Annotated in this window: 20 protein-coding genes and 1 other annotated feature; of the genes, 19 read left to right on the top strand and 1 reads right to left on the bottom strand. The window is 32.6% G+C overall.

The features are described from left to right. The first annotated feature begins 110 nt into the window (after nt 1-110). The 16 genes from K8M07_RS01860 to K8M07_RS01785 all read left to right on the top strand — a co-directional run bounded on the left by K8M07_RS01860 (nt 111) and on the right by K8M07_RS01785 (nt 16228). Complete coding sequence (locus tag K8M07_RS01860; protein WP_223376144.1) at nt 111-383, top strand: PTS sugar transporter subunit IIB; 273 nt, start codon at nt 111-113, stop codon at nt 381-383. A 32-nt stretch (nt 384-415) separates the two neighbouring features. Continuing rightward, nucleotides 416-1675 carry a PTS ascorbate transporter subunit IIC gene (locus K8M07_RS01855; protein WP_223376143.1) on the top strand — a complete coding sequence of 420 codons (1260 nt, stop codon included), beginning with the start codon at nt 416-418 and terminating at the stop codon, nt 1673-1675. Nucleotides 1676-1915: 240 nt separating this feature from the next. Continuing rightward, nucleotides 1916-2383 carry a DUF456 domain-containing protein gene (locus K8M07_RS01850; protein WP_223376293.1) on the top strand — a complete coding sequence of 156 codons (468 nt, stop codon included), beginning with the start codon at nt 1916-1918 and terminating at the stop codon, nt 2381-2383. A 128-nt stretch (nt 2384-2511) separates the two neighbouring features. Then, a complete protein-coding gene (locus K8M07_RS01845; protein WP_223376142.1) occupies nt 2512-3081 on the top strand; it encodes a TetR/AcrR family transcriptional regulator in 570 nt (189 codons plus the stop codon). Between the two features lie 60 nt (nt 3082-3141). Beyond that, entirely contained in the window at nt 3142-4536 is a 1395-nt protein-coding gene (locus K8M07_RS01840; protein ID WP_223376140.1) for a TolC family protein, read from the top strand. 209 nt (nt 4537-4745) lie between these two features. Next, on the top strand, nt 4746-5996 hold the full coding sequence (locus K8M07_RS01835; protein WP_223376139.1) for an efflux RND transporter periplasmic adaptor subunit: 1251 nt from the start codon (nt 4746-4748) through the stop codon (nt 5994-5996). After that, complete coding sequence (locus K8M07_RS01830; protein ID WP_223376138.1) at nt 5996-9067, top strand: efflux RND transporter permease subunit; 3072 nt, start codon at nt 5996-5998, stop codon at nt 9065-9067. Before K8M07_RS01835 ends, K8M07_RS01830 begins: the two co-directional genes overlap by 1 nt. A gap of 25 nt (nt 9068-9092) precedes the next feature. Next, nucleotides 9093-9683: a TetR/AcrR family transcriptional regulator gene (locus K8M07_RS01825; RefSeq protein WP_223376137.1), complete on the top strand. Its 591-nt coding sequence runs from the start codon at nt 9093-9095 to the stop codon at nt 9681-9683. A gap of 102 nt (nt 9684-9785) precedes the next feature. Then, nucleotides 9786-10601 carry a type I 3-dehydroquinate dehydratase gene (gene aroD / locus K8M07_RS01820; RefSeq protein WP_223376136.1) on the top strand — a complete coding sequence of 272 codons (816 nt, stop codon included), beginning with the start codon at nt 9786-9788 and terminating at the stop codon, nt 10599-10601. Then, nucleotides 10594-11436: a shikimate dehydrogenase gene (locus K8M07_RS01815; protein ID WP_223376134.1), complete on the top strand. Its 843-nt coding sequence runs from the start codon at nt 10594-10596 to the stop codon at nt 11434-11436. Before aroD ends, K8M07_RS01815 begins: the two co-directional genes overlap by 8 nt. Before the next feature lie 80 nt (nt 11437-11516). After that, nucleotides 11517-12089 (top strand): DUF4342 domain-containing protein, encoded by a 573-nt coding sequence (locus K8M07_RS01810; protein ID WP_223376133.1) that lies wholly within the window; start codon nt 11517-11519, stop codon nt 12087-12089. Continuing rightward, on the top strand, nt 12067-12753 hold the full coding sequence (locus K8M07_RS01805; RefSeq protein WP_223376132.1) for a response regulator transcription factor: 687 nt from the start codon (nt 12067-12069) through the stop codon (nt 12751-12753). Before K8M07_RS01810 ends, K8M07_RS01805 begins: the two co-directional genes overlap by 23 nt. Next, on the top strand, nt 12743-14251 hold the full coding sequence (locus K8M07_RS01800; protein WP_223376131.1) for a sensor histidine kinase: 1509 nt from the start codon (nt 12743-12745) through the stop codon (nt 14249-14251). Before K8M07_RS01805 ends, K8M07_RS01800 begins: the two co-directional genes overlap by 11 nt. 95 nt (nt 14252-14346) lie before the next feature. After that, nucleotides 14347-14640, top strand: coding sequence for a hypothetical protein (locus K8M07_RS01795; RefSeq protein ID WP_223376130.1), 294 nt, complete (start codon nt 14347-14349; stop codon nt 14638-14640). 292 nt (nt 14641-14932) lie between these two features. Beyond that, nucleotides 14933-15463 carry an O-acetyl-ADP-ribose deacetylase gene (locus K8M07_RS01790; protein ID WP_223376129.1) on the top strand — a complete coding sequence of 177 codons (531 nt, stop codon included), beginning with the start codon at nt 14933-14935 and terminating at the stop codon, nt 15461-15463. A 123-nt stretch (nt 15464-15586) separates the two neighbouring features. Beyond that, nucleotides 15587-16228, top strand: coding sequence for a zinc dependent phospholipase C family protein (locus K8M07_RS01785; protein WP_223376127.1), 642 nt, complete (start codon nt 15587-15589; stop codon nt 16226-16228). A gap of 55 nt (nt 16229-16283) precedes the next feature. Here K8M07_RS01785 and pepF read toward each other — a convergent pair whose 3' ends face one another. Further along, nucleotides 16284-18092 carry an oligoendopeptidase F gene (pepF, locus tag K8M07_RS01780; protein ID WP_223376125.1) on the bottom strand — a complete coding sequence of 603 codons (1809 nt, stop codon included), beginning with the start codon at nt 18090-18092 and terminating at the stop codon, nt 16284-16286. Nucleotides 18093-18226: 134 nt separating this feature from the next. Further along, nucleotides 18227-18479 (top strand) — a binding site (T-box leader). Between the two features lie 37 nt (nt 18480-18516). Between pepF and asnA the strand changes: the two genes are divergently transcribed. The 3 genes from asnA (at nt 18517) to K8M07_RS01765 (ending at nt 20939) form a co-directional block, all read left to right on the top strand. Then, nucleotides 18517-19494, top strand: a complete 978-nt coding sequence (gene asnA, locus K8M07_RS01775; RefSeq protein ID WP_223376124.1) for an aspartate--ammonia ligase — start codon at nt 18517-18519, stop codon at nt 19492-19494. A 46-nt stretch (nt 19495-19540) separates the two neighbouring features. Then, nucleotides 19541-19981 (top strand): endolytic transglycosylase MltG, encoded by a 441-nt coding sequence (locus tag K8M07_RS01770; RefSeq protein WP_223376122.1) that lies wholly within the window; start codon nt 19541-19543, stop codon nt 19979-19981. 223 nt (nt 19982-20204) lie between these two features. Further along, nucleotides 20205-20939, top strand: coding sequence for a hypothetical protein (locus K8M07_RS01765; RefSeq protein ID WP_223376121.1), 735 nt, complete (start codon nt 20205-20207; stop codon nt 20937-20939). Nucleotides 20940-21002: the final 63 nt, after the last annotated feature.

Below are 21002 nucleotides of genomic sequence, written 5' to 3'. Positions count from 1 at the left end.
TTATGCTAATATAAATATGGTATAAGGGAACAAAATGATTTACCGGTGTTGTTGGGAGGTGATGTGAAGGGATTTGCGGATTACTAAATAAATGGATTGGGGGAATTAGGATGAAATTTTTAGCAATATGCGGGTTTGGTGTTGGTTCGTCAATGATATTAAAAATGACGTTGTTGAAGGTTACTAAAAGTTTAGATTTAGATGTTGAGGTTGAGACAGCAGATTTGAGCTCAGCAAAAGGAATGAAATGTGATGCTGTTTTTACCAGCAAGGAATTAGCTAAGGATTTAAAGGATTCTTTTACTTGTCCAATTTATGAAATTGATAAATATATGAATAAGGAAGAAGTAAAAACAGCGGTAGAAGATTTTTTAAATAGATAGGAAATAAGTTGATAATGAAAGGTTGTGATTTTATGGTAGTTCTTCAATTCATTACGGATAATATACTTAGAAATCCACCTCTATTACTTGCTTTAGTGGCAGCAATAGGATTGATTTTACAAAGAAAATCAGTTGCTGAAATAATTAAAGGTGCATTATTGACCGCCATAGGAATGATTATTCTCAATACAGGTGTTAACTTGTTAACAGGATCAATAAGTCCAATTAATGCGGCTTTTCAAGCTACAATATCAGGAGATGTAGTAGCATCAGAAGGGTTAAATGATGTGACATTTACGGGTTCATATGGTGGAGATATCGGTTTAGCTATGTTTTTTGGATTGATCTTTCATCTACTACTTGCAAGATTTACACGTGCTAAAATAATTTTTTTAACTGGACATATGATTTGGTGGTTTCCATTTATATTCGTAGCAGCTGGAGTAGAAGGAGGGTTATCGGGAGCTCCTCTTATAATATTTGGGGCAATTTGTTCAGCTTTATATTGGTCATTCATGCCTTGGGTATTAAGAAAATATGTGTGGGCTGTTACAGATGATGAATCTTTTACAATAGGACATCCTACTGGGATATTGTCGCTAATTTCTGGATTTGTAGCTAAAAAAGTAGGTAACAAAGAAAAATCTACGGAAGACTTTGAAGTATCAAAGAACCTATCCTTCTTCAGAGAAACATCAATAACGGGTGGAATTACAATCTTTGTCATGTTTATTATAGTAGGTCTGATAATACCTTCTTTAGTTCCGGAGGGGAGCAATTTAATGATTACATCCATAAATCAGGGATTACAATTTGGAGCAGGGTTGGTTATTTTGCTACAAGGAGTTAGGATGTTGATAAATCAGATAATACCAGCATTCCAGGGTATTTCAGAAAAGCTTATACCAAATGCTATTCCTGCATTTGACTGTCCTATATTATTTAATTATAAACCAAATGCAGCATTGATTGGATTCGTTGTTGCAATGATAACATCTACAATTTGTATTATAATTGCTAATGTTACAAATATGTTTGGATTGATATTAATTCCTTTAGTAATAACATCATTCTTTGAATGTGGAGCTGCTGCAGTAATAGGAGAAGGACAAGGAGGGCTGAGGGGTTCAGTAATAGGAACTGTTATTGCAGCTATAGTTATGGTAATTGTAATGGGAATTTCAGTAAACATATATTCAGGGACTATTCAAAATTGGATGTTGATTTTTGGAGGAAATGATTTCTCCATATTTGGGACAATAGCCGCTTGGATAGCAGGTTTATTTACTTAAAATAGTAGGTGATAATCTAAAAATGAGGGTACATAAGGGAAGAGGTAGTTAAAGACTACCTCTTCCCTATATTTATTGTTATAAGGCTAAAACTCATATTTGAATACCTGAACTCATATGGTATAATTATTGAAAATCAGATAACCATAAAATGAGGATAAATAACATACACTAGGGAATAGTAAGTGTTCCCATTTTTAGTAATATATTAAGAAAATGGAGGTATTAATATTGGAAACAATGGCTTTAATTATATCAATAGTATTATTCATCTTAGGCATCATTGGTACTATTTTTCCTGTTCTGCCAGGATCTATTCTTGTTTACGGCGGAATGTTAGTATACGGCTTTATGACTAATTTTGAATCTTTAACCCTATATTTTTTTATGGTAGAAGCATTGATCTTGCTATCTACTTTTCTCGCTGATTTTGTAGCAACTGCTGCAAGCACCAGACGGTTTGGTGGGGGCAAACGGGCTGCATGGGGAGCGGCAATAGGTACGATACTTGGTATGATTATTCTTGGCCCTATAGGATTTGTATTAGGACCATTTATTGGTGCTACTGCAGCTGAGCTATCACGTGGAATAGGAATGAAACAAGCAATACGTTCTGGATTTGGTTCTGTTGTTGGAGCTCTTGGAGGAACTGTGTTTAAATTGTTTGCTGAAGTAATAATGATAGTGTATTTTTTTATGAGTATATAATGTCATAGATACTTTTGCTATTTTAACAAAAAATATATTTGTCTCATTTTGTTTTTCTAGTTGACAAAATTATACAATGAATGTATGATGTAAGTAGTCGCAAACATATGAAAATGCGAGGTGGATTTATGAAAGAAGATAAAACAAAGGAAAAAATACTTAGTGCAGCAAAGGATGTTTTTTCAAGTAAAGGATATACAAGAGCAACTACGAAAGAAATTTCAAATGTTGCAGGTGTAGCAGAAATAACTATTTTTAGACGTTTTGAAAGCAAAAGCAATCTGTTTCGTGAAACCATAATCAATTATCTTGTTGATCCTATGTTAGATTACTCAATATCGTATGAGCAAAGTAGTGTAAAGGAAAAAATTTTAAACATCATTGAGGAAAGAATAAATACTCTAAGAAATAATAAGGATTTATTTATGTCTGCCATATGTGAAGCTCGTCACAATAATGAAGTTAAAAATATGATTCAGGAAATTTATTTAAAAGTATTTGAAATATTGAGTTTATCTATAAAATATGAACAAAAGAAACCCAATGATAAGGAAACGAATAATATAGCGCAAACACTTTTATTAACTATAGTAGGGGGTATAATATTTGAATCTTTAGGTGCAAATAAAGAGTTTAGGGATTCAAATGAATTACTAGAAACGATTAAATTTTTAATTTACAAGAATGATTCAATTTAAAATAGCTCAACTAGTTGTGCAAAGACATAAAGACTACGAATTTTGTGAGGGGGTAAATATATGAGAAAAATTAAGTGGATATTAGTGTTAGCTATCATATTAATAGCGGTACCAACTTATGCTCATCAGGTAAAGAGTGGAAAAAAGATACATAAATTGCAATTTGAAGATATTGAAACACTGATAATGGAACGAAATCCTACAATTCAGATCAATAAGAATATGAGGAAAAATCTTAATGATAATAAAAATGACATTGAAGACGCCATTGAAGATGCTGAAGATGATAAAGAGGATTTGGAGGATGCTATTGATCAAATGGATGAGACTATCGGTGAATTGAATCAAAAGATTAAGGAATTGGAGGTGTTGAAGAATTCCTTAGATTATGAAAATGATAAACCTGAGGGAAATTCAACAAATGGAGATGTGAATAGTATGGATGACGGTTCGGATACAGATCTAGGATCTAAATATAATAATCTTTATAAAGCACTAGAGGGTACTATTATAAAGGTACAGGAACTTTATCAATCCAATATTATGACATTAACACAGAATAAAAGAGCTATGAGAGATCAACTTGAGGATTTTGATAAAGAAATAGATAAGTTACCCAATCAAAAGATAGAGTTAGATAAGACAATTTTACAGCTAGAGATGGTAAATGAAAGTACTGTATGGGGAGCTCAGAATCTATATTTAGGTTATACCAATTTGCAAAGACAGAGGGATGAACTCGCTCAAAATTTAGAACTATTAGATGACCAAATTGACATCATGAATATACAACAGGAATTAGGAATGGTTACTCCTTTGGAAGTCAGTGGTATAGAGAATCAAAGGGAACAGATGGTGATAAGTTTGGAAACCTTAGAGACACAGATGGATAATATCAAGGGAGAGCTTAATTTGATGTTAGGTCAGGATTTTGATACGCCTTTAAAATTGGAAGATGAGTTGGATATAGATGAAGAAATTGTATCTGATATGGATTATGAAGATGATTTGGAGTTAGCTAAGAAGAATAGTTATTCCCTTGAACTTAAGACCTATGATTATAGGATACAAGATAACAACGAGGAATGGGCAGATGATTATGGAAATTATGGTGATTATAGAGTGGCAGAAAGGAATTCGGAGAATGCTACTATTGAATTAGATCAGGAGCGTAAAAATGTGGAATTAGCATTCCATAAAGCATATGAGGAAGTTCATAATAAGATTACAGCTCTTGAGAATGAAAAAAGGAATCTTGAATATCAACAGCAAAAATACGATGCTTTAAAGCTCCGATATGAATTGGAGATGATTTCTAAAATTGAATGGAAACAGGGCAAAGCAGAATATGATAGTCAAAAGAATAAAGTTGAAACAGCACAGCAGGATTTGCTTCAAGCATGGCTTCAATACGAAGCGTTCGTAGAAGGGATGAACTTTCAACAGCAACAATAAACTAAAATCCTCCTTAATGTAGAAAGGAGGATTTTCTATGTTCAAAAAAAAGTAGTTATTTTAACATCAATTGAATAGAATTTATTTTAGTAGCTTCTAGTTCTACATTAATCTTGATTTTTTTGATGGGGAGTCTTATAATAGTTTTATGCTTTGACTGACTGGTAGGTCGGCGAGAAATTTAGTTATGAAATGAGGGGGAATTGAGTTTGAAAAAGCGAATTGTTGGTATTATGCTTATATTATCTATTGTTACTACGCTTTTTACTGGATGCAAAGGTGACGATGGTGTGGAAGCGAAATCTAGTGAACATGAAAAACAAGAAGCATATACACCTGTAGAGGTAAGTAAGGTGGCTCGTAAAACCTTGGCTAATATCACTACCATAAATGGCAAGGTTTCTGGGGATAAGAATGTGATGGTGGTACCTACTGTTCCTGGCACAGTTGAAACCATCGCTGTTAAAGACGGAGATAGAGTCAAAAAGGGGGATGTGCTTTTTACTTTAGATGAGAAAGATATCCGTAAACAAGTAGATCAGGCTAAGGCTGCATATGATATGGCTAAGGCAAACTACGATATGAGTCAAGAACAGTCAGATATTGCTCAGGAGTCTCTAGAGAGAACTGAGGCATTGACAGAATCTGTATTACAAAATGCTCGAGAAAATCTGGAAAACACCAAAAAACTCTATGAAGCTGGGGCAGTTTCCAAATCTGAGCTAGATCAGGCGGAGCTTGCTTTGGAGCAACAGGAATCTCAGATGCAAGCTCAATTAGATCAAGCCAAGATGGGTGCTTCTGATCAAGTCATGGAGGTAGCTAAATCTCAGTTAGAGCAAGCAGAGGTAGCCTATCAACAGGCTCAGGATGCTCTCAATAATGCTACGATTACTTCTCCTATTGATGGAGTTGTTACAGGAATTAGTATTGAAGTAGGAAGTATGGCGTCTAATGCTCAGCCTGCTATGAATGTAGTGGATATGGATAGAGTTTATGTGAAGATAGATGTGGTCGAAGGACTAATAAATCAGTTAACCGAAGGACAGGAAGTGAATGTTGCTATTCCTGCTGTTTCTTCTGAACCTTTTAATGTAGTTATAGATAATATTATTCCTTCAACTGATGCAAGAACTCAGCTGTATCCGGTGAAAATATATTTGGATAACAGCGACGGTACTATCAAGCCTGGAATGTTTGCTGATGTGGAAATTGCATTAAATGTCAAAGATGATGTACTTTCAGTGGCTAGTGAAGCTGTTATTGTAAAGGATCAGAAAAACATAGTATACATAATAGAAGATGACAAAGCAATAGAGAAAGAAGTTAAGATTGGATTGGATACTGGTACAGAAGTGGAAATTTTGGAAGGGCTTAAGGAGAACGATACTATTATCATAAGTGGTCATAATTATGTAGAAGATGGTGGAGCTGTAAAAGTAGTAGGAGGGACTGAATAATGAACTTATCAGGATTGTCTGTAAAACGACCCGTAACTACGCTGATGATCATATTGATTGTCGTTATTTTTGGTATTGTATCTTTGTTTAGATTACCAATTGACCTTCTACCAAGCATTGAAATTCCAGTAGCCATTATATCTACTAGTTATCAAGGGGTAGGACCTCAGGAGATGGAAAATCTGGTAACGAGACCTTTGGAGGAATCTATTGCAACGGTAGGAAATATTGAAAATATAAGTTCTACTACATCAGAAGGGCAATCCGTTATTATAGCCCAGTTTGTGTTTGGAACCGATATGGACTTTGCGGCTTTAGAGATGCGTGAAAAGATAGATTTAATCAAAGGATTGTTACCAGATGGGGCTAGTAATCCAATGGTTCTTAAGATTGATCCTAATGCACAACCTATAGTTCAGATATCATTGTCTAATTCAGGAGATCTGGCAGATAGTCAGAGTATTGCAGAAGATATGATTAAACCTCGACTTGAACGATTGGAAGGAGTAGCTTCTGTAGAAATCACAGGTGGATATGAAAATCAGATAGAAGTCAATGTAAAAAATGAACAGATGCATGGATATGGATTGACGACGGATTATCTAGCTGGAATTGTCGGAGGGGAAAATCTAAACCTTCCCGGAGGTGAAGTCCAAAGAGGGAATCAGAAATTAACCATTCGTACAGTAGGGGAATTTCAATCTGTGGATGAAATTGAAAATCTACTCATTCCTTTACCAACTGGAGGAGTAATACATCTTAATGATATTGCCGATGTAGAGATGAAAAACAAAGAACTGACTACTTTGGCTAAGACCAACGGACAGAATGCTATTAACATATCCGTCCAAAAGCAGTCAGGAACCAATACCGTACGGGTAGCCAATGTTGTGAGCCAGGAAATAGAGAAAATTCAAGACGAAAATAAAGATCTGGATATACAGATTTTATTTGACCAATCAGACTATATTCAAACGGCAATTAATTCAGTGGCTAGTAGTGCTGTGCTAGGAGCTGTGTTGGCAGTAATAGTGCTTCTAATATTTTTGAAAAACTTCAGATCCACTTTTATTATTGCTACTGCTATTCCAGTATCAGTTATAGCGGCTTTTACTCTATTATATTTTAGCGATGTTACATTAAATCTTATGACGTTAGGTGGACTAGCTTTAGGAGTAGGAATGTTGGTAGACAATTCTATTGTGGTTTTGGAAAATATATATCGTTTCCGTCAGCAAGGTTATTCTCAAATGGAAGCTGCGTATCTTGGAGCTAAAGAGGTAGGAATGGCAGTAACGGCTTCTACGCTAACAACTGTAGCCGTATTCCTTCCAATTGTATTCATGGAGGGTATTACATCTACCATATTTAAGGAAATGGCTCTAACTGTTACTGTTGCTCTATTTGCATCCTTGTTGATAGCGCTCACTTTGGTGCCTATGCTTTCTTCTAAACTCCTTAAGTTAGAAAGTGCTAAGCAGAGAAAGTATAAGGTAATAGATAAAATTATCAAAGTGCTGGATAATGGCTATGAAAAGATAGAATCTAGATATAGAAAGATACTTCATACTGCTCTCAATCATAGGGGCTGGACAGTATTGATTGCTGTTATAATATTTGTGGGAACATTGGCATCTATTCCTTTAGTAGGAACAGAGTTCCTTCCTGAGACCGATGAAGGACAGTTTTCAATTAATGTATCTGTTCCTGTTGGGGCAGAGCTAGAAGAGATAGAAGCTGTTATGACAGAAGTTGAAGGAAAGTTGGAAGACATTCCAGAGATCAAAACAGTATTTTCTACAGTAGGAAGTGAAGGCAACAGTGGAAATATTAACTGTGTTTTAAAGGATCTAGACGAACGACAGCGTAGTACTCAGGAGGTTGCAGATGAGGCACGTAATATGATTCATGATATTCCAGGAGCTGAGAAGACAGTATCTGCATTTAGTAGTGTCTCCATGGGATCGCTAGGAGGAGGAGCTGTCAGCATAAAGATTAAAGGAGATGATATCGACACCCTTAAAACAATAGGGGATGATATTAGCAAGATTATAGGTTCGGTAGATGGAGTTGAGGAAGTTGAATCCAGTATGGAAGAAGGAATTCCTGAAGTCCAAATTCGAGTTGACCGAAAAAGGGCATCTCAATATGGATTGACAGCAGCTCAGATTGCTAGTTCTGTTAGAGATACTGTATCTGGAATTACGGCTACTCAATTCAAACATGAGGACGATGAAATTGATGTAGTGATCAGTGGCGATGACACCCTTACTCAGAGTATTTCAAATTTAGAGCAGATGATGATTTCCACTACTGCTGGGTTCAATGTGCCTTTAGGTCAGGTAGCAGAAGTAGTTGTTGATCGTGGACCGATTACAATCAATAGAGAAGGACAGGTTCGTGTGGCAACTGTATCAGCTCAGATATTGGATAGAGATTTAGGTAGTATTTCCAGTGATATTGAAAAGAAGCTTCAAGATTATAATATGCCCGCAGGATATACCTATGAGATGGGCGGAGAAAACCAGGAAATGATAGAGGCTTTCCAAGAATTAGCACTGGTTTTGATACTAGCTATTATATTGGTATATATGATCCTTGCAGCTCAATTTGAATCATTGATTAATCCCTTTATAATTATGATATCGGTTCCGCTAGGACTCTCGGGAGGAATTCTGGCGTTGGTTATTACCGGAACCACGTTGAGTGTTCCTGCATATATTGGTCTTATCATGTTGGCAGGGATAGTAGTAAACAATGCAATTGTTCTAATTGATTATATTTTGACTCTTCGTAAAGATGAGGAGGAACGAGATAAGGCCATTTTAAAAGCTGGACCGGTTAGGCTCAGACCTATACTTATGACTGCCTTAACAACTATATTAGGCTTGATTCCTCTAGCATTTGGAGGAGGAGAAGGTTCTGAAATGGAAGCTCCTCTTGCTATAGCAGTAATTGGAGGACTTGCAGTATCAACTGTTCTTACATTGGTATTTATTCCGGTTATATATTCTCTAATAGATGATGCTAAGAATCGTTTCCGTAAAAGAGTTTTTAAAAAGACAGATTAGATTTGTATATAAGGAGGCATAATACATGGATTTAAAAGAAAAACGCCGAGAAGAGATTATTCAGGCTGCTATGAATGTATTTTCAAAAAATGGATTTGAGCGTTCGAAGATGGAAGCTATTGCTACTGAAGCTGGTATCGGCAAAGGCACTATATATGGATATTTTTCTAGTAAAAAAGAGCTCTTTGAGGAAATGATTTACTATAATCTTGATAAATATAAGAAGGAGTTGTCCAAAATTATAGTAGGACAGCAGAATTTTTCTGAAAAACTAGAAGGTTTATTTCGATATCATGCGAGTTTTTTAAATCAGAACCTGGATATCTTTCAGGTTATAAATAATGGAGAATTGTTGTCCCACAATATGAAAAAGAGACTCATAGATGAACAAAATAGTTTTTTTGAATTATTGGAGAAGATGATTGAAAAAGGGATATCTAGTGGAGAAATAAGTAAAAATATAGATCGTGAAGTAGCAGTTTTATGTATTATAGGATCAATAAATCAGTTTGCTGGTAAAAAGGTTTTTATTGATAGGGTTAGCGCAGATAATATAAATTCTGCGCCCTTAATTGATATACTTATGAGAGGATTAAGTGGACTCGGGGACAGGTGATTTGTCCATAAAAGTCATAATGAAATTAAAATTGATCATTAGTTGATAGAAATAGATGGTATAATTAGCTTATAAGGGAATTTTTTCAAAAGGTGTGATAGTTTGAAATTACAAAGCAAAAAGAAAGTAATAGTAAAGAATAAAGTATTTGGTGGAAGCAAAATGTTGATTTGCTTACCATTGATATCAAAGAACAAAGAGATGTTAATAAAAGATGCTAAAGAAATCTGCCTACTGGCCCCAGATATTATCGAATGGCGGGTAGACTTTTTTGAAACAATCCATGATATAAATAATATTAAAGATGCTTTAATAGAATTATCAAAATCAATTGATAATATTCCTCTGATATTTACATTAAGACATTCTGATGAAGGTGGATGCATATATTTAACACAGGATAAGAGAATTGAAATAATTGAAAAGTCTATAAATACGGGATGTGTGGATTTATTAGATATTGAAATAGCTAATGATATGGAATTTTTAAATAAAATAAAAAATATAATAAAGAGAAACGATATAAAGTTGATATTGTCCTATCATAATTTTAAGCAAACCCCTAGTGAAGAATTCATGTTGAATAAGATTATTGAAGGTGAGAAGATTGGTGCAGATATATCTAAGATAGCTGTAATGCCAAAAGATTATGGAGATGTATTAAAATTATTGAATGCAACATATAAGGCGAGAAATATTGTGGATATTCCTTTAATAACAATTGCTATGGGTAAAACTGGTGCAATAACGAGAATGATTGGTGGTCTATTTGGTTCAGATATGACATTTGCAGTGGGAAAGGAATCATCTGCAGCAGGACAAATGCCAATAAGTGACATTAAAATGGTCTTAAATATACTTTCGAATTCACGAACAGCAAGTAATAATAGGCAGAGAAAGGAAGATTTAGATGAATAATAGAATTCAGGGAACCACATCTCTAGTCGCATTATTAGGTTATCCTATTGAGCATAGTAAATCTCCAGCTATGCATAATACTGCATTTGAAGCTTTAGGATTAGATTATGTATATTTGGCTTTCGGAATAAAAAAGGATTTGCTTAAACAAGGATTAGATGCAATGAGAGCTCTTAATGCTATAGGTTTTAATATAACCATGCCTCATAAGGAGGAAGTTGTAGGGTTATTAGATGAAATAACTGAAGAAGCAAGAATCATTGGCTCAGTTAATTCAGTAAAGAATAAAGACGGCAAATTAATTGGGTATAATACAGATGGAAAAGGATTTGTTAAAGCTTTACAAGAAGCTGAAATAGATTTTCAAGGTAAAAAGATTGTAATACTTGGTGCAGGAGGAGCTGCGCGGGCAGTTGCTATTCAATTGGCTTATGACGGAGCCAGTGAAATTGTGATATTTAATAGAACATTGAGCAAAGCTCAAGAGATAACAAATACTATAAATAATAATATATCTACTACCAAAGCTATAGCTATTGGTTTAGATGAACAAATGCTGAAAGAGGAACTAAAGGATTCAGCAGTACTTGTTAACTGTACATCATTAGGTATGAAGAGCAATATAGACCAAAGTATAGTTACAACTTCTGATACATTACATGAAGATTTGTTCGTAGCAGATATAGTATATGATCCACCTAAAACCAGATTGCTATCAATTGCTGAAGGAGTTGGATGTAAAACTATGAATGGTTTAAGAATGCTAATATGGCAAGGAGCCATAGCATTTAAAATTTGGACTGGAAAAGATATGCCTATAGATTTAATATTTTAATCAAATTTTAATGTTTCTTAAACTGTATTTAAAGCTTCCGTTGTTATAATGTTTGTAATAAATAACAGGAGGTTATGTTTATGGTTACTTTAGAACAAGTAGAAGAATTACGTAAGAAAGCAAATATTTCTTATGATGAAGCAAAGAAGGCTCTTGAAGAAACCAATGGAGATATTTTAGAGGCTATTATTAATCTTGAAAAACAGAATCGAATTGAACCGCCTAAAGGAGGGGGATATTACAGTACAAAGAATATACAAAAAAACAATGATGATTGTGATGAAGGAAATTCTAAAGGAGAATCCAAACAAAATGATGGTGCATCTTTTGGTGAGCTATTGGGCAGATTCTTAAAATGGTGCAGAAAAATTATAGCTAAAGGGAATATAAACAATCTTGAAGTAAGAAAAGATGACAACAAGGTAATGGCAATTCCAGTGACCATATTAGCATTACTTTTAATATTCATGTTTTGGATTACTATTCCAATTATGATTGTAGGACTATTCTTCGGATATAAATACATGTTTAGTGGTCCTGATTTAGGAAAAGAGAATGTGAATCGAGCCATGGATTCGGTTGCAGATATGGCTGAGAACTTAAAAAAAGAAGTTAAAGGTGAGAAATCAAATGGAAAGAATTCTGATAATTGAGGATGAGGAGAAAATAGCACGTTTTATAGAACTAGAGCTTAAACATGAAGGTTATGAAGTAAAAAAGGCTTATAATGGAAGGGATGGGTTAGAGGCTTTTGAAACCCACCCCTTTGACCTCGTTTTACTTGATATTATGTTACCAGGTTTAAATGGGATAGAGGTTCTTAGAAGAATTCGACAGTTTTCCAATTTACCTATTATACTTCTTACTGCCAGAGATACTGTTGTGGATAAGGTTACAGGACTTGATGGTGGCGCAGATGATTATATTACAAAGCCCTTTGCAATTGAGGAGTTGCTTGCTCGAATTAGGGCAGCACTTAGAAAAAAGGATATCAGCAATCAAACAGAAATATCGTCTGAACTTGTTGTAGGGGGTCTTCGTCTTGATCCTCAAAGAAGAGAGGTTCATGTAAATGATAATTTAGTACACTTAACAAAACGTGAATTCGATCTGTTATACTATCTTTTAGAAAACAAAAATATAGTAATAAATCGTGAGACCATGCTTGAACATATTTGGGGATATGATTTTTCAGGTGATACTAATGCAGTAGATGTGTATGTCAGATATCTTCGTTCAAAGATTGAGGAACCTTTTGGAATAAAGCTAATATATACTGTTCGTGGAGTGGGGTATGTAATAAAAGATGAACAATAAAAAGAATACACCTTCAAATAATATAACTAAAAAGATTGGCTCATCTCTTGTAATAAAACTTAATGTACGAATGATGGGGAGATTATTTTCAGGATTTTTGTCAATTAATATCCTTATTATTCTAATGAGTTTTTTTATTATATTCTGGCAAGCAGAAGAAGACGCTCAAAATATAATTGAAATAATGAAACAATCTCCTAAAAATTTTCAGACAATATATTATCCAGATAGGAACTACCAAATACTGACGTTGGAAGAACCTTCTAAAGGAATTATACTTCCAAACAATATACAGAAAAGATTACCTATAGAAATCGATGACGTTAAAAGAAATGTTGTTGTATCTCAGCCCGATGAGGGAATAGGATTACTTGAGAAGATAGATTTGATCAGGTATACCATTGAATTCTCTTTAGATGATTCAACTTATCAAATAATATATGATGTAGGCCATGATTTAAAATTATTTTTATACCTATTTTTTATCATACTAATGTTTGAGTTATTGATTTTGATTGGAAATATCAAAAAAGGTTTAAAATTGATTAGGAAAACTTTAAAACCATTATCTGATTTAACGGAAACAGCTAAGAATCTTAATGCTGAAGTATCTTCTATAGGTTCAAAATCAGATGATGCGTATATTAAGGATTTAGCTGGTGCTATTAGTAGTATTGATGCTAAAAAACTTGATAAACGCATATCTGTTGACAGTTCACAAAATGAGCTTAAGGAGTTAGCATTAGCTATTAATAATATGCTAAATCGTATCAATGATTCCTATCAAGCCCAGGTTAGATTTGTTTCGGATGCATCCCATGAATTGAGAACTCCTATATCTGTTATACAGGGATATGTAAATCTATTGGATCGTTGGGGAAAAGAGGATCAAGAGATTATGCAAGAATCTATAGATGCAATTAAAAGTGAGTCAGAAAACATGAAGGAGTTGATTGAACAGCTTTTATTTCTTGCTCGTGGTGATAATGAAACCATTCAACTTCACAAAGAAGATTTTGATGCCTGTGAAATAGTTGATGAAATAATCTATGAAACACAAATGATTGATTCAGATCATAATTTTGAAATTGATTTAAATAGTCCAGCCTATATTAATGCTGATAAACAGCTTTTTAAGCAAGCTATTCGAATATTAGTAGACAACAGTATAAAATATACACCTATCGGAAAGAAAATTATTTTAAAAGTTATTAATGAAGAAGATTGTGTTAATATTATAGTACAGGATAGTGGTATAGGAATAGAGCCTGAAGAATTGTCTCATATCTTTGATCGCTTTTATCGTTCAGATGAATCTAGAGCAAAAGAAACAGGGGGTTCTGGTTTAGGTCTCTCAATTGCAAAATGGATAATTGAACGTCATGGAGCTTATTTTGAAATATTGAGTAGAGTAGATATAGGTACCCGTATAACCATTGTTTTTCCGATCGATGAAACGTCGAAAATGGATAAAAAAAATATCACTTTTAGTTCTTAATATCTTTTTTATTCATGCATAGAATACCCATCTAGTCTAATACAATATAATAAGAGCTAAATTTTAGAACGATATATTGTTGAGAGGTGGTATAGATGTTTGATGATTTTATGACTTCTGAGACCCTGACTACTTTTATCGGTTTAGTAGCAGCTACATCTCTTATTGTTCAATTTACTAAACCATTGATAAAAAAACGGTTTCCTGATGTATTCATTCGGTTCTATACATTTATCATTGCATTGATTTTAACTTTTATATTTAGTAAAAATGGTATAGGCTTGCAGGGTATAATTGTTAAGGTTATAAATGCAATGATAATTACTATGTCTTCTATGGGTGGCTATGAAGCACTTTCAGATCCATTATCACAAAAAGTTAGGAATTAGTAGATGTTTAAAAGGCTGAGTTTTTCTCAGCCTTTTATTTTATAATAATAATCATAAATGATTTACTCATAAATGATAATAAAATAATAAAATTAAAACAAAATCCTATTTAGGAGTGAACTTTAATATGTTATAATTGAGATAACAAGCAATTTGCAAGATAAATTAAATAATTTTATACTATAGTTATGGACAAGCTTGATATTAGTACAAAGCCACTTATGTTTGAAGAAAAGGTTTTGAAACTGAGGATATATGGTTATATAATATATTTTCTTAGGAGAGGTGTATGATGTATAAATACAATGATGTTAGAATTAATATTGTTGAGGGAGATATTACAGAAATGGATGTAGACGTCATAGTTAACGCTGCTAATAACACTCTGCTAGGTGGAGGAGGAGTAGATGGTGCTATTCACAGAGCAGGGGGTCCTATTATATTAGAACAATGTAAAAAGATCGGAGGTTGTCCAACAGGAGAAGCAAGAATTACTACTGCTGGTAATATGCCTAGTAAATATGTAATACACACTGTTGGGCCTATATACAGTAGCGAAAATAAGAACAAAGAGAAATTATTGTATAATGCTTATTATAATTCACTTGAATTAGCTAAGGAGTACAATCTAAGAACAATAGCTTTTCCATCTATTTCTACTGGTGTATATGGTTATCCTAAGGAAGAAGCGTGCGAAATAGCTACTAATGCTGTGTTAGATTTTTTAGACAAAGAAGATGGATTAGATGAAGTCTATTTTGTGTTATTTAGCAAGAAGGATTATTTGATATATGAAGATGAGTTAAATAGTAAGCTTGGTTAGAATTAACGAAAGGGAATATAATATCTAATAGTAATAATAGATATAGCTTACATAATTTGACATTGACTTTTCCTATTAAGTGTTGTAATATTCGGGGTGTATTGTAAAAAAATAAAGGATGTGTTGGATATTTTTAAAGATACTCATAAGATAATCGCAAATAATATTTATCAAAATATCTATGATATCTATAATATAGAATTGGATAAAAACAAACTTTTATGGGGTTCTGTATCTCCTGATATTTTACCTCAATATAGAATTCATAGGCATTATAAAGAGAAAAGTTTAAACTATGTGGTAAATGAAATAGTGAAATTGATATTTATAAGTAGGTTTGTAGAATTTAATTCGAGAATTGATCCGTTGTCTAAAAAAATTTTAAGTAATAAAATAGGAGTTATTTCTCACTATTTAAGTGATTTTGTTTGTCTTCCTCATGCTGAAAGATGGACTTTTGGGAAACATATAGTAAAACATGTGAATTATGAATCTAAATTAAATGATTATTCAATTTATCATGATTTTAAGAAAAATATAATAACTGTGGACGATGTAGATATATTTCAACAAAAAGTAATCAAACTTAGGACAATTGTTAAAAGATATATTGAGGATGTTATAAATGAATATTCATTTACGACTGGATTTGAAAATGATTTAAACTTTGCTTTATCTTTAAGTTTAAAGGTAAGTTGTTTTATAATTGATACCGCTGAGGCTTATAGCCAAGAAGCTTATAGAGATTTTGCTTTCGAATTTTAATTCTTTTTATCTCTTTTATAGAATATTAAAGGCATGGTTTCCCATGCCTTTAATATTATCTTTCTAGTTCTTCTGTCAATGCAATTATTTCATCAATCATATTACCTATATATTCGATTGTGTTTACCAAGGGTTTATCAGTAGTTATATCTACTCCAGCCATTTTAGCTAATTCAATAGGAGGTTTTGTCCCTCCTGATGTCAATACATTTTTCCAATCTTCTAAGGCAGTCTGTCCTTCATTTAATATCCTTTTGCCTACTTCTGTGGCAATAGTTAGACCTGCACTATAAGTATAAGGATACAATCCCATATAATAGTGAGGTTGTCTCATCCAAGTGAGTTCTGCACCTTCATTTATTTCCACTGCATCTCCCCAAAACTCTTGTAATACATTTCTTTTTATTGTGTTTAGTTTTTCAGCATGAACACTTCCACCATTGTCTATTATTTTATATACTTCTCGCTGATAAGCAGCTTCTAGCAAGTGAGTTACAAAATTATGATAGTAGGTTCTAGATATAATTGAGGAAAGAACCCATCTTTTCATTCTAGGTTCGTTGCTGTTTTTCATCAGATAATTGGCCATGAGAATTTCATTCATTGTAGATGGTGCTTCTATAAAATATGCTGATGGTCTGGAGTTATATATATTTTGGTTTTGATGAGCAAGATAAAAATGTCCTGCATGACCTAGTTCATGAGCTAATACAAACACCTCTCTCATCTTTTCGGTCCAAGAAATCAATATATAAGGATGATTTCCATAAGGACTTGAAGTAAATGCTCCAGTTGATTTCCCCTTATTTTCTATGAAATCTATCCATCTTTCATCATACGCTTTTTCAATCATTTCTACATATTCTGATCCAAGAACAGATAATGCTTCTACCATATATTTTTTAGATTCTTTAATGGTTATGGTTGGTTCAAATTCAGGATCCACTGTTAGCTTTAGATCTGCAAAGGTCATATCATCTAGACGATGGATTTTTTGTAGCAATTTTGCATATTTTCTCATATGTGGTGCTAAGTGTTTCATTATCAAATCGATCTGTCTGTTATATAACTCTCTATCCACTTTTTGGTGAAATAACAAATTATCAAATATAGAATCAAATCCTCGTAAATTAGCAATGCTTTTTTCAGTTTGTACTTGAGTTTGATATGTTGCACCTATAGTATGTTGATACTCTCTTAATTTTTTAGAAAAAGCTTTAAATGCAGCTCTACGAATTTTTGTATTAGTTTCATATTCCCATTTACCTTCAAATAATATGAAACTTAATGGGTATTCCTTTCCATCTACTGTAAAAGAATCAAAATTCATATCTGCTAGTTTGGCCTTGTTATAGATATTATAGGGAGAGTTTAACAATCCAGATAATGAAGCTATTACTTTTTCAGCATCTTGTGATAGTGAATGCGGTTTTTTTCTTAGTATTTCCTTTAGAAAGTGTCTATTTTCAATGGATTCATCAATTGCTTTTTTAATTATTTCTTCGTCTTTTTCAATTATTTCACTTTCGATAAATTGTAATTTACTTTGAACATCTGATGAAATAATTCTTACTTGCATTTCCCTTTCTTGATTTTTTGTGTTTGTTTGATCTACTGATAATGATAGATAAGCATATGTACTTACTAATACCAGCTTTTCTTTTATCGTTCTTAACTTATCCAGGCAGTTATTGATATTATTAGAAGTGTTGAGCTTTTTTTTAAACTCTTGCTCTAATTCTTCTGTAAGCCTTTGTACTTTATTTAAAGCGTTTTTAAATTCAACTTCTGTTTTAAATAAGGCTGTTAAATCCCATGTCAATTCCTTATTTACATCTTTTCTTTCCATTAATTTTTCACCCATAAAGATCACTCCCAATACTAGATTTTGAACCACTAAGAAAATTATAGCTAAAATCATAAAACATTACAAATGTTTTAATATTTCATTGACAATTTGGGAAAAATAGAATATAATTTTAAACTAATAATATAGAACAAAAAGCAAAGATGGGAAGAGTAGCTATCACGAAGGTTACAGAGAATCGGCGGTTGGTGAAAGTTCGATACTGAACTGATGGTGAAGAACATCCCTGAGCAGCTAACTGAAATTTGATGTAAATCAAGGAGTAGGCTTAGCCGGATATAGTCCGTTATTTTACTATACAGTATCGATATTTTCTGTACTGATTAGAGCTGAGCACTTTGCTTATTAAGGTGGCACCGCGGAAGATAACCTTTCGTCCTTTGGATGAAAGGATTTTTTAATTTTTTGAGGAGGTAATAAAATGGAAAGATTGAGTATTAAAGAAACTCAAATTGCAATAAAAACTATAAAAGACTATTTTGAAAGGGAGTTAGCAAATAAATTAAATTTAATAAGGGTGTCTGCACCCCTGTTTGTAAGACCAGAAACAGGCTTAAATGATAATTTAAGTGGAGTGGAGAAGGCAGTATCATTTAATATGAGAAAATATAATGAAAAAATAGAAATAGTTCAATCATTAGCTAAGTGGAAGAGGATGGCATTAAAAACTTATAACTTTGAAATAGGCGAGGGAATATATGCAGACATGGATGCAATAAGACCGGATGAAGTATTAGATCAGACTCATTCAATTTATGTTGATCAATGGGATTGGGAAAAAATAATATCTAAAGAGGATAGAAATGAAGAGTACTTAAAGCAAACTGTTAAAATCATATTTAAGGTATTCAAAGAGACGGAGAAAATGATAAACGATATCTATCCCATTTTTCAAGATAAATTACCTGAAAATATAACCTTTATTACTGCTCAGGAGCTGGAAGACATGTATTCAAATAAGAGTCCAGAGGAAAGAGAGAATTTAGTTTGTAAGAAATTAGGAGCAGTTTTCTTGATGAAAATTGGAAAAAGATTAAAATCCGGTAAACCTCATGATAATAGATCCCCTGATTATGATGATTGGGAATTGAACGGCGACATATTATTCTGGAATCCTGTATTACAAGAAGCTTTTGAACTGTCGAGCATGGGCATTAGAGTGGATTCAGAATCATTAATGAGACAATTAAAAATTGCGGATGCAGAAGATAGGACGAAATTACCATATCATAGGATGCTTTTAGATGAAAAACTGCCTTTTACCATAGGTGGAGGGATAGGTCAATCCAGGATATGCATGTATTTTCTAGAAAAAAGCCATATAGGGGAGGTTCAAGCTTCTATATGGACTGATTCCATAATTAATGAATGTAAATCCAAGAATATATTTTTACTTTAGTCGAAAAATGTTGTAAAATATAATAAAAAGGGTAAGGGGCATATTGATGTTCAATAAACATAGATTTCCATTTATATTGTTAGGTGTAGGAATAGGTATTGTGTTAACAAATATAATTTATGCTTTACATCCTAATGTAAAGCATATAGAATATACAGAGGAAGAGATAATAGCAGAGGCTACAAATTTGGGTATGGTTTTTGTAAAAGATGTTATTGATATTGATAAAGAAAAGGAAGTTGAAGAAGTAGAAGGCCCCATTATTGATGAGGTTAAAGAAATAGAATTTACTGTCGAAAATGGAGATTCATTGTATAATATATCCAAAAGGCTTTATGAGTTTGGAATAATTGAAGACCCTGAAGAATTCCAGAACTATGGATGGAAAAAGGGTGTTGATAAGAGAATTAGAGTTGGAACATATACACTTTCTACTGATTTAGATTATGATGCGATCATTGATATATTGACTAAGAAGCAACAGTGATTAAAAATAGTATAATAGGACTATTGCTTAGGAAAAGCATTGAAGTTACTTTAATGCTTTTCTTTTTCGCTTGTATTATTAAAGGCTTATAAGACTATATTGTACATTATCAATAGTGGGGACGATTAATATAGTATAATAAATACATTAACAGATAAAAAAGAAAATTAATGGTTTAATTCTCCAAAATTATGGAAACAATTGCTAAGGGGAGGGATTAGTTTTGGTTTTAGCAAAAGTTGATCTTTGGAAATTGCATGATGGGTTATTATATAATTTTTTGTATAATAACGATATTGATTCAATACATATCCTCCTAAATCTTTATGATATTGAAACAAACATGACAAATATATATCCTAAATATAGATGTACTACTAAAATAAGAAAGAGATTAAAAAGGTTATTAATCCCCAGAAAAGATAGGCAATTGGTTTCCTATAATGTTGGAATGTTGATTCATGAAGATATTGATAGACTCGAATTAGCTTTATATTTGCAAGGGTATAAAAATGGCTATTATAATAACAGATGGGTGAATATATTAGAGGATGAGACTATAAAACATTTTAAGTTTGAAGAGATCTATGACAAAAACTTTTTATTCCATTATGATACATCGTTAGTGGGGATTAAGAGAATAAAAAAAGATTTATGGAATGAAATAGACGTAGAAGAAAAGGAATCAAAATATGTACATGATTTTATAATTTCATATTGTGATAAGGTTATAAAAAAGAAAATATATAATTTGAATTCATTTATAGATAAGCAGTTGACTATAGATTATAGCTTAAAGGAGCCTAATATACAAGAAGAAGAATCATTATTATCTACTAAAGAATTGAACAAAATATATACAGCTGTTAAAAAAACTATTATAAAGAATGTAATTAATATGTACAAGGATGCTAGTTGGTTTGGAATAAATGATAGGGTTCTAAATAGATATTTGTAGAAAAAGTGTATAAAATTCTTTAATATGGAAAAAATATTCCTTTAGATAGTACTGGAGGGATAT

Source organism: Schnuerera sp. xch1, assembly GCF_019931165.1.
Taxonomy (GTDB): domain Bacteria; phylum Bacillota; class Clostridia; order Tissierellales; family Tepidimicrobiaceae; genus JAIOUP01.
Note: the sequence above shows the minus strand (reverse complement) of the source record. Positions and strands in the feature narration are given on the sequence as shown.

Excerpts from the sequence above, each read along its gene's own strand:
- K8M07_RS01860 (WP_223376144.1), top strand. The coding sequence starts at position 111 with ATGAAATTTTTAGCAATATGCGGGTTTGGTGTTGGTTCGTCAATGATA.
- K8M07_RS01855 (WP_223376143.1), top strand. The coding sequence starts at position 416 with ATGGTAGTTCTTCAATTCATTACGGATAATATACTTAGAAATCCACCT.
- K8M07_RS01850 (WP_223376293.1), top strand. The coding sequence starts at position 1,916 with ATGGCTTTAATTATATCAATAGTATTATTCATCTTAGGCATCATTGGT.
- K8M07_RS01845 (WP_223376142.1), top strand. The coding sequence starts at position 2,512 with ATGAAAGAAGATAAAACAAAGGAAAAAATACTTAGTGCAGCAAAGGAT.
- K8M07_RS01840 (WP_223376140.1), top strand. The coding sequence starts at position 3,142 with ATGAGAAAAATTAAGTGGATATTAGTGTTAGCTATCATATTAATAGCG.
- K8M07_RS01830 (WP_223376138.1), top strand. The coding sequence starts at position 5,996 with ATGAACTTATCAGGATTGTCTGTAAAACGACCCGTAACTACGCTGATG.
- K8M07_RS01825 (WP_223376137.1), top strand. The coding sequence starts at position 9,093 with ATGGATTTAAAAGAAAAACGCCGAGAAGAGATTATTCAGGCTGCTATG.
- K8M07_RS01815 (WP_223376134.1), top strand. The coding sequence starts at position 10,594 with ATGAATAATAGAATTCAGGGAACCACATCTCTAGTCGCATTATTAGGT.
- K8M07_RS01810 (WP_223376133.1), top strand. The coding sequence starts at position 11,517 with ATGGTTACTTTAGAACAAGTAGAAGAATTACGTAAGAAAGCAAATATT.
- K8M07_RS01805 (WP_223376132.1), top strand. The coding sequence starts at position 12,067 with ATGGAAAGAATTCTGATAATTGAGGATGAGGAGAAAATAGCACGTTTT.
- K8M07_RS01800 (WP_223376131.1), top strand. The coding sequence starts at position 12,743 with ATGAACAATAAAAAGAATACACCTTCAAATAATATAACTAAAAAGATT.
- K8M07_RS01795 (WP_223376130.1), top strand. The coding sequence starts at position 14,347 with ATGTTTGATGATTTTATGACTTCTGAGACCCTGACTACTTTTATCGGT.
- K8M07_RS01790 (WP_223376129.1), top strand. The coding sequence starts at position 14,933 with ATGTATAAATACAATGATGTTAGAATTAATATTGTTGAGGGAGATATT.
- pepF (WP_223376125.1), bottom strand. The coding sequence starts at position 18,092 with ATGGGTGAAAAATTAATGGAAAGAAAAGATGTAAATAAGGAATTGACA.
- asnA (WP_223376124.1), top strand. The coding sequence starts at position 18,517 with ATGGAAAGATTGAGTATTAAAGAAACTCAAATTGCAATAAAAACTATA.
- K8M07_RS01770 (WP_223376122.1), top strand. The coding sequence starts at position 19,541 with ATGTTCAATAAACATAGATTTCCATTTATATTGTTAGGTGTAGGAATA.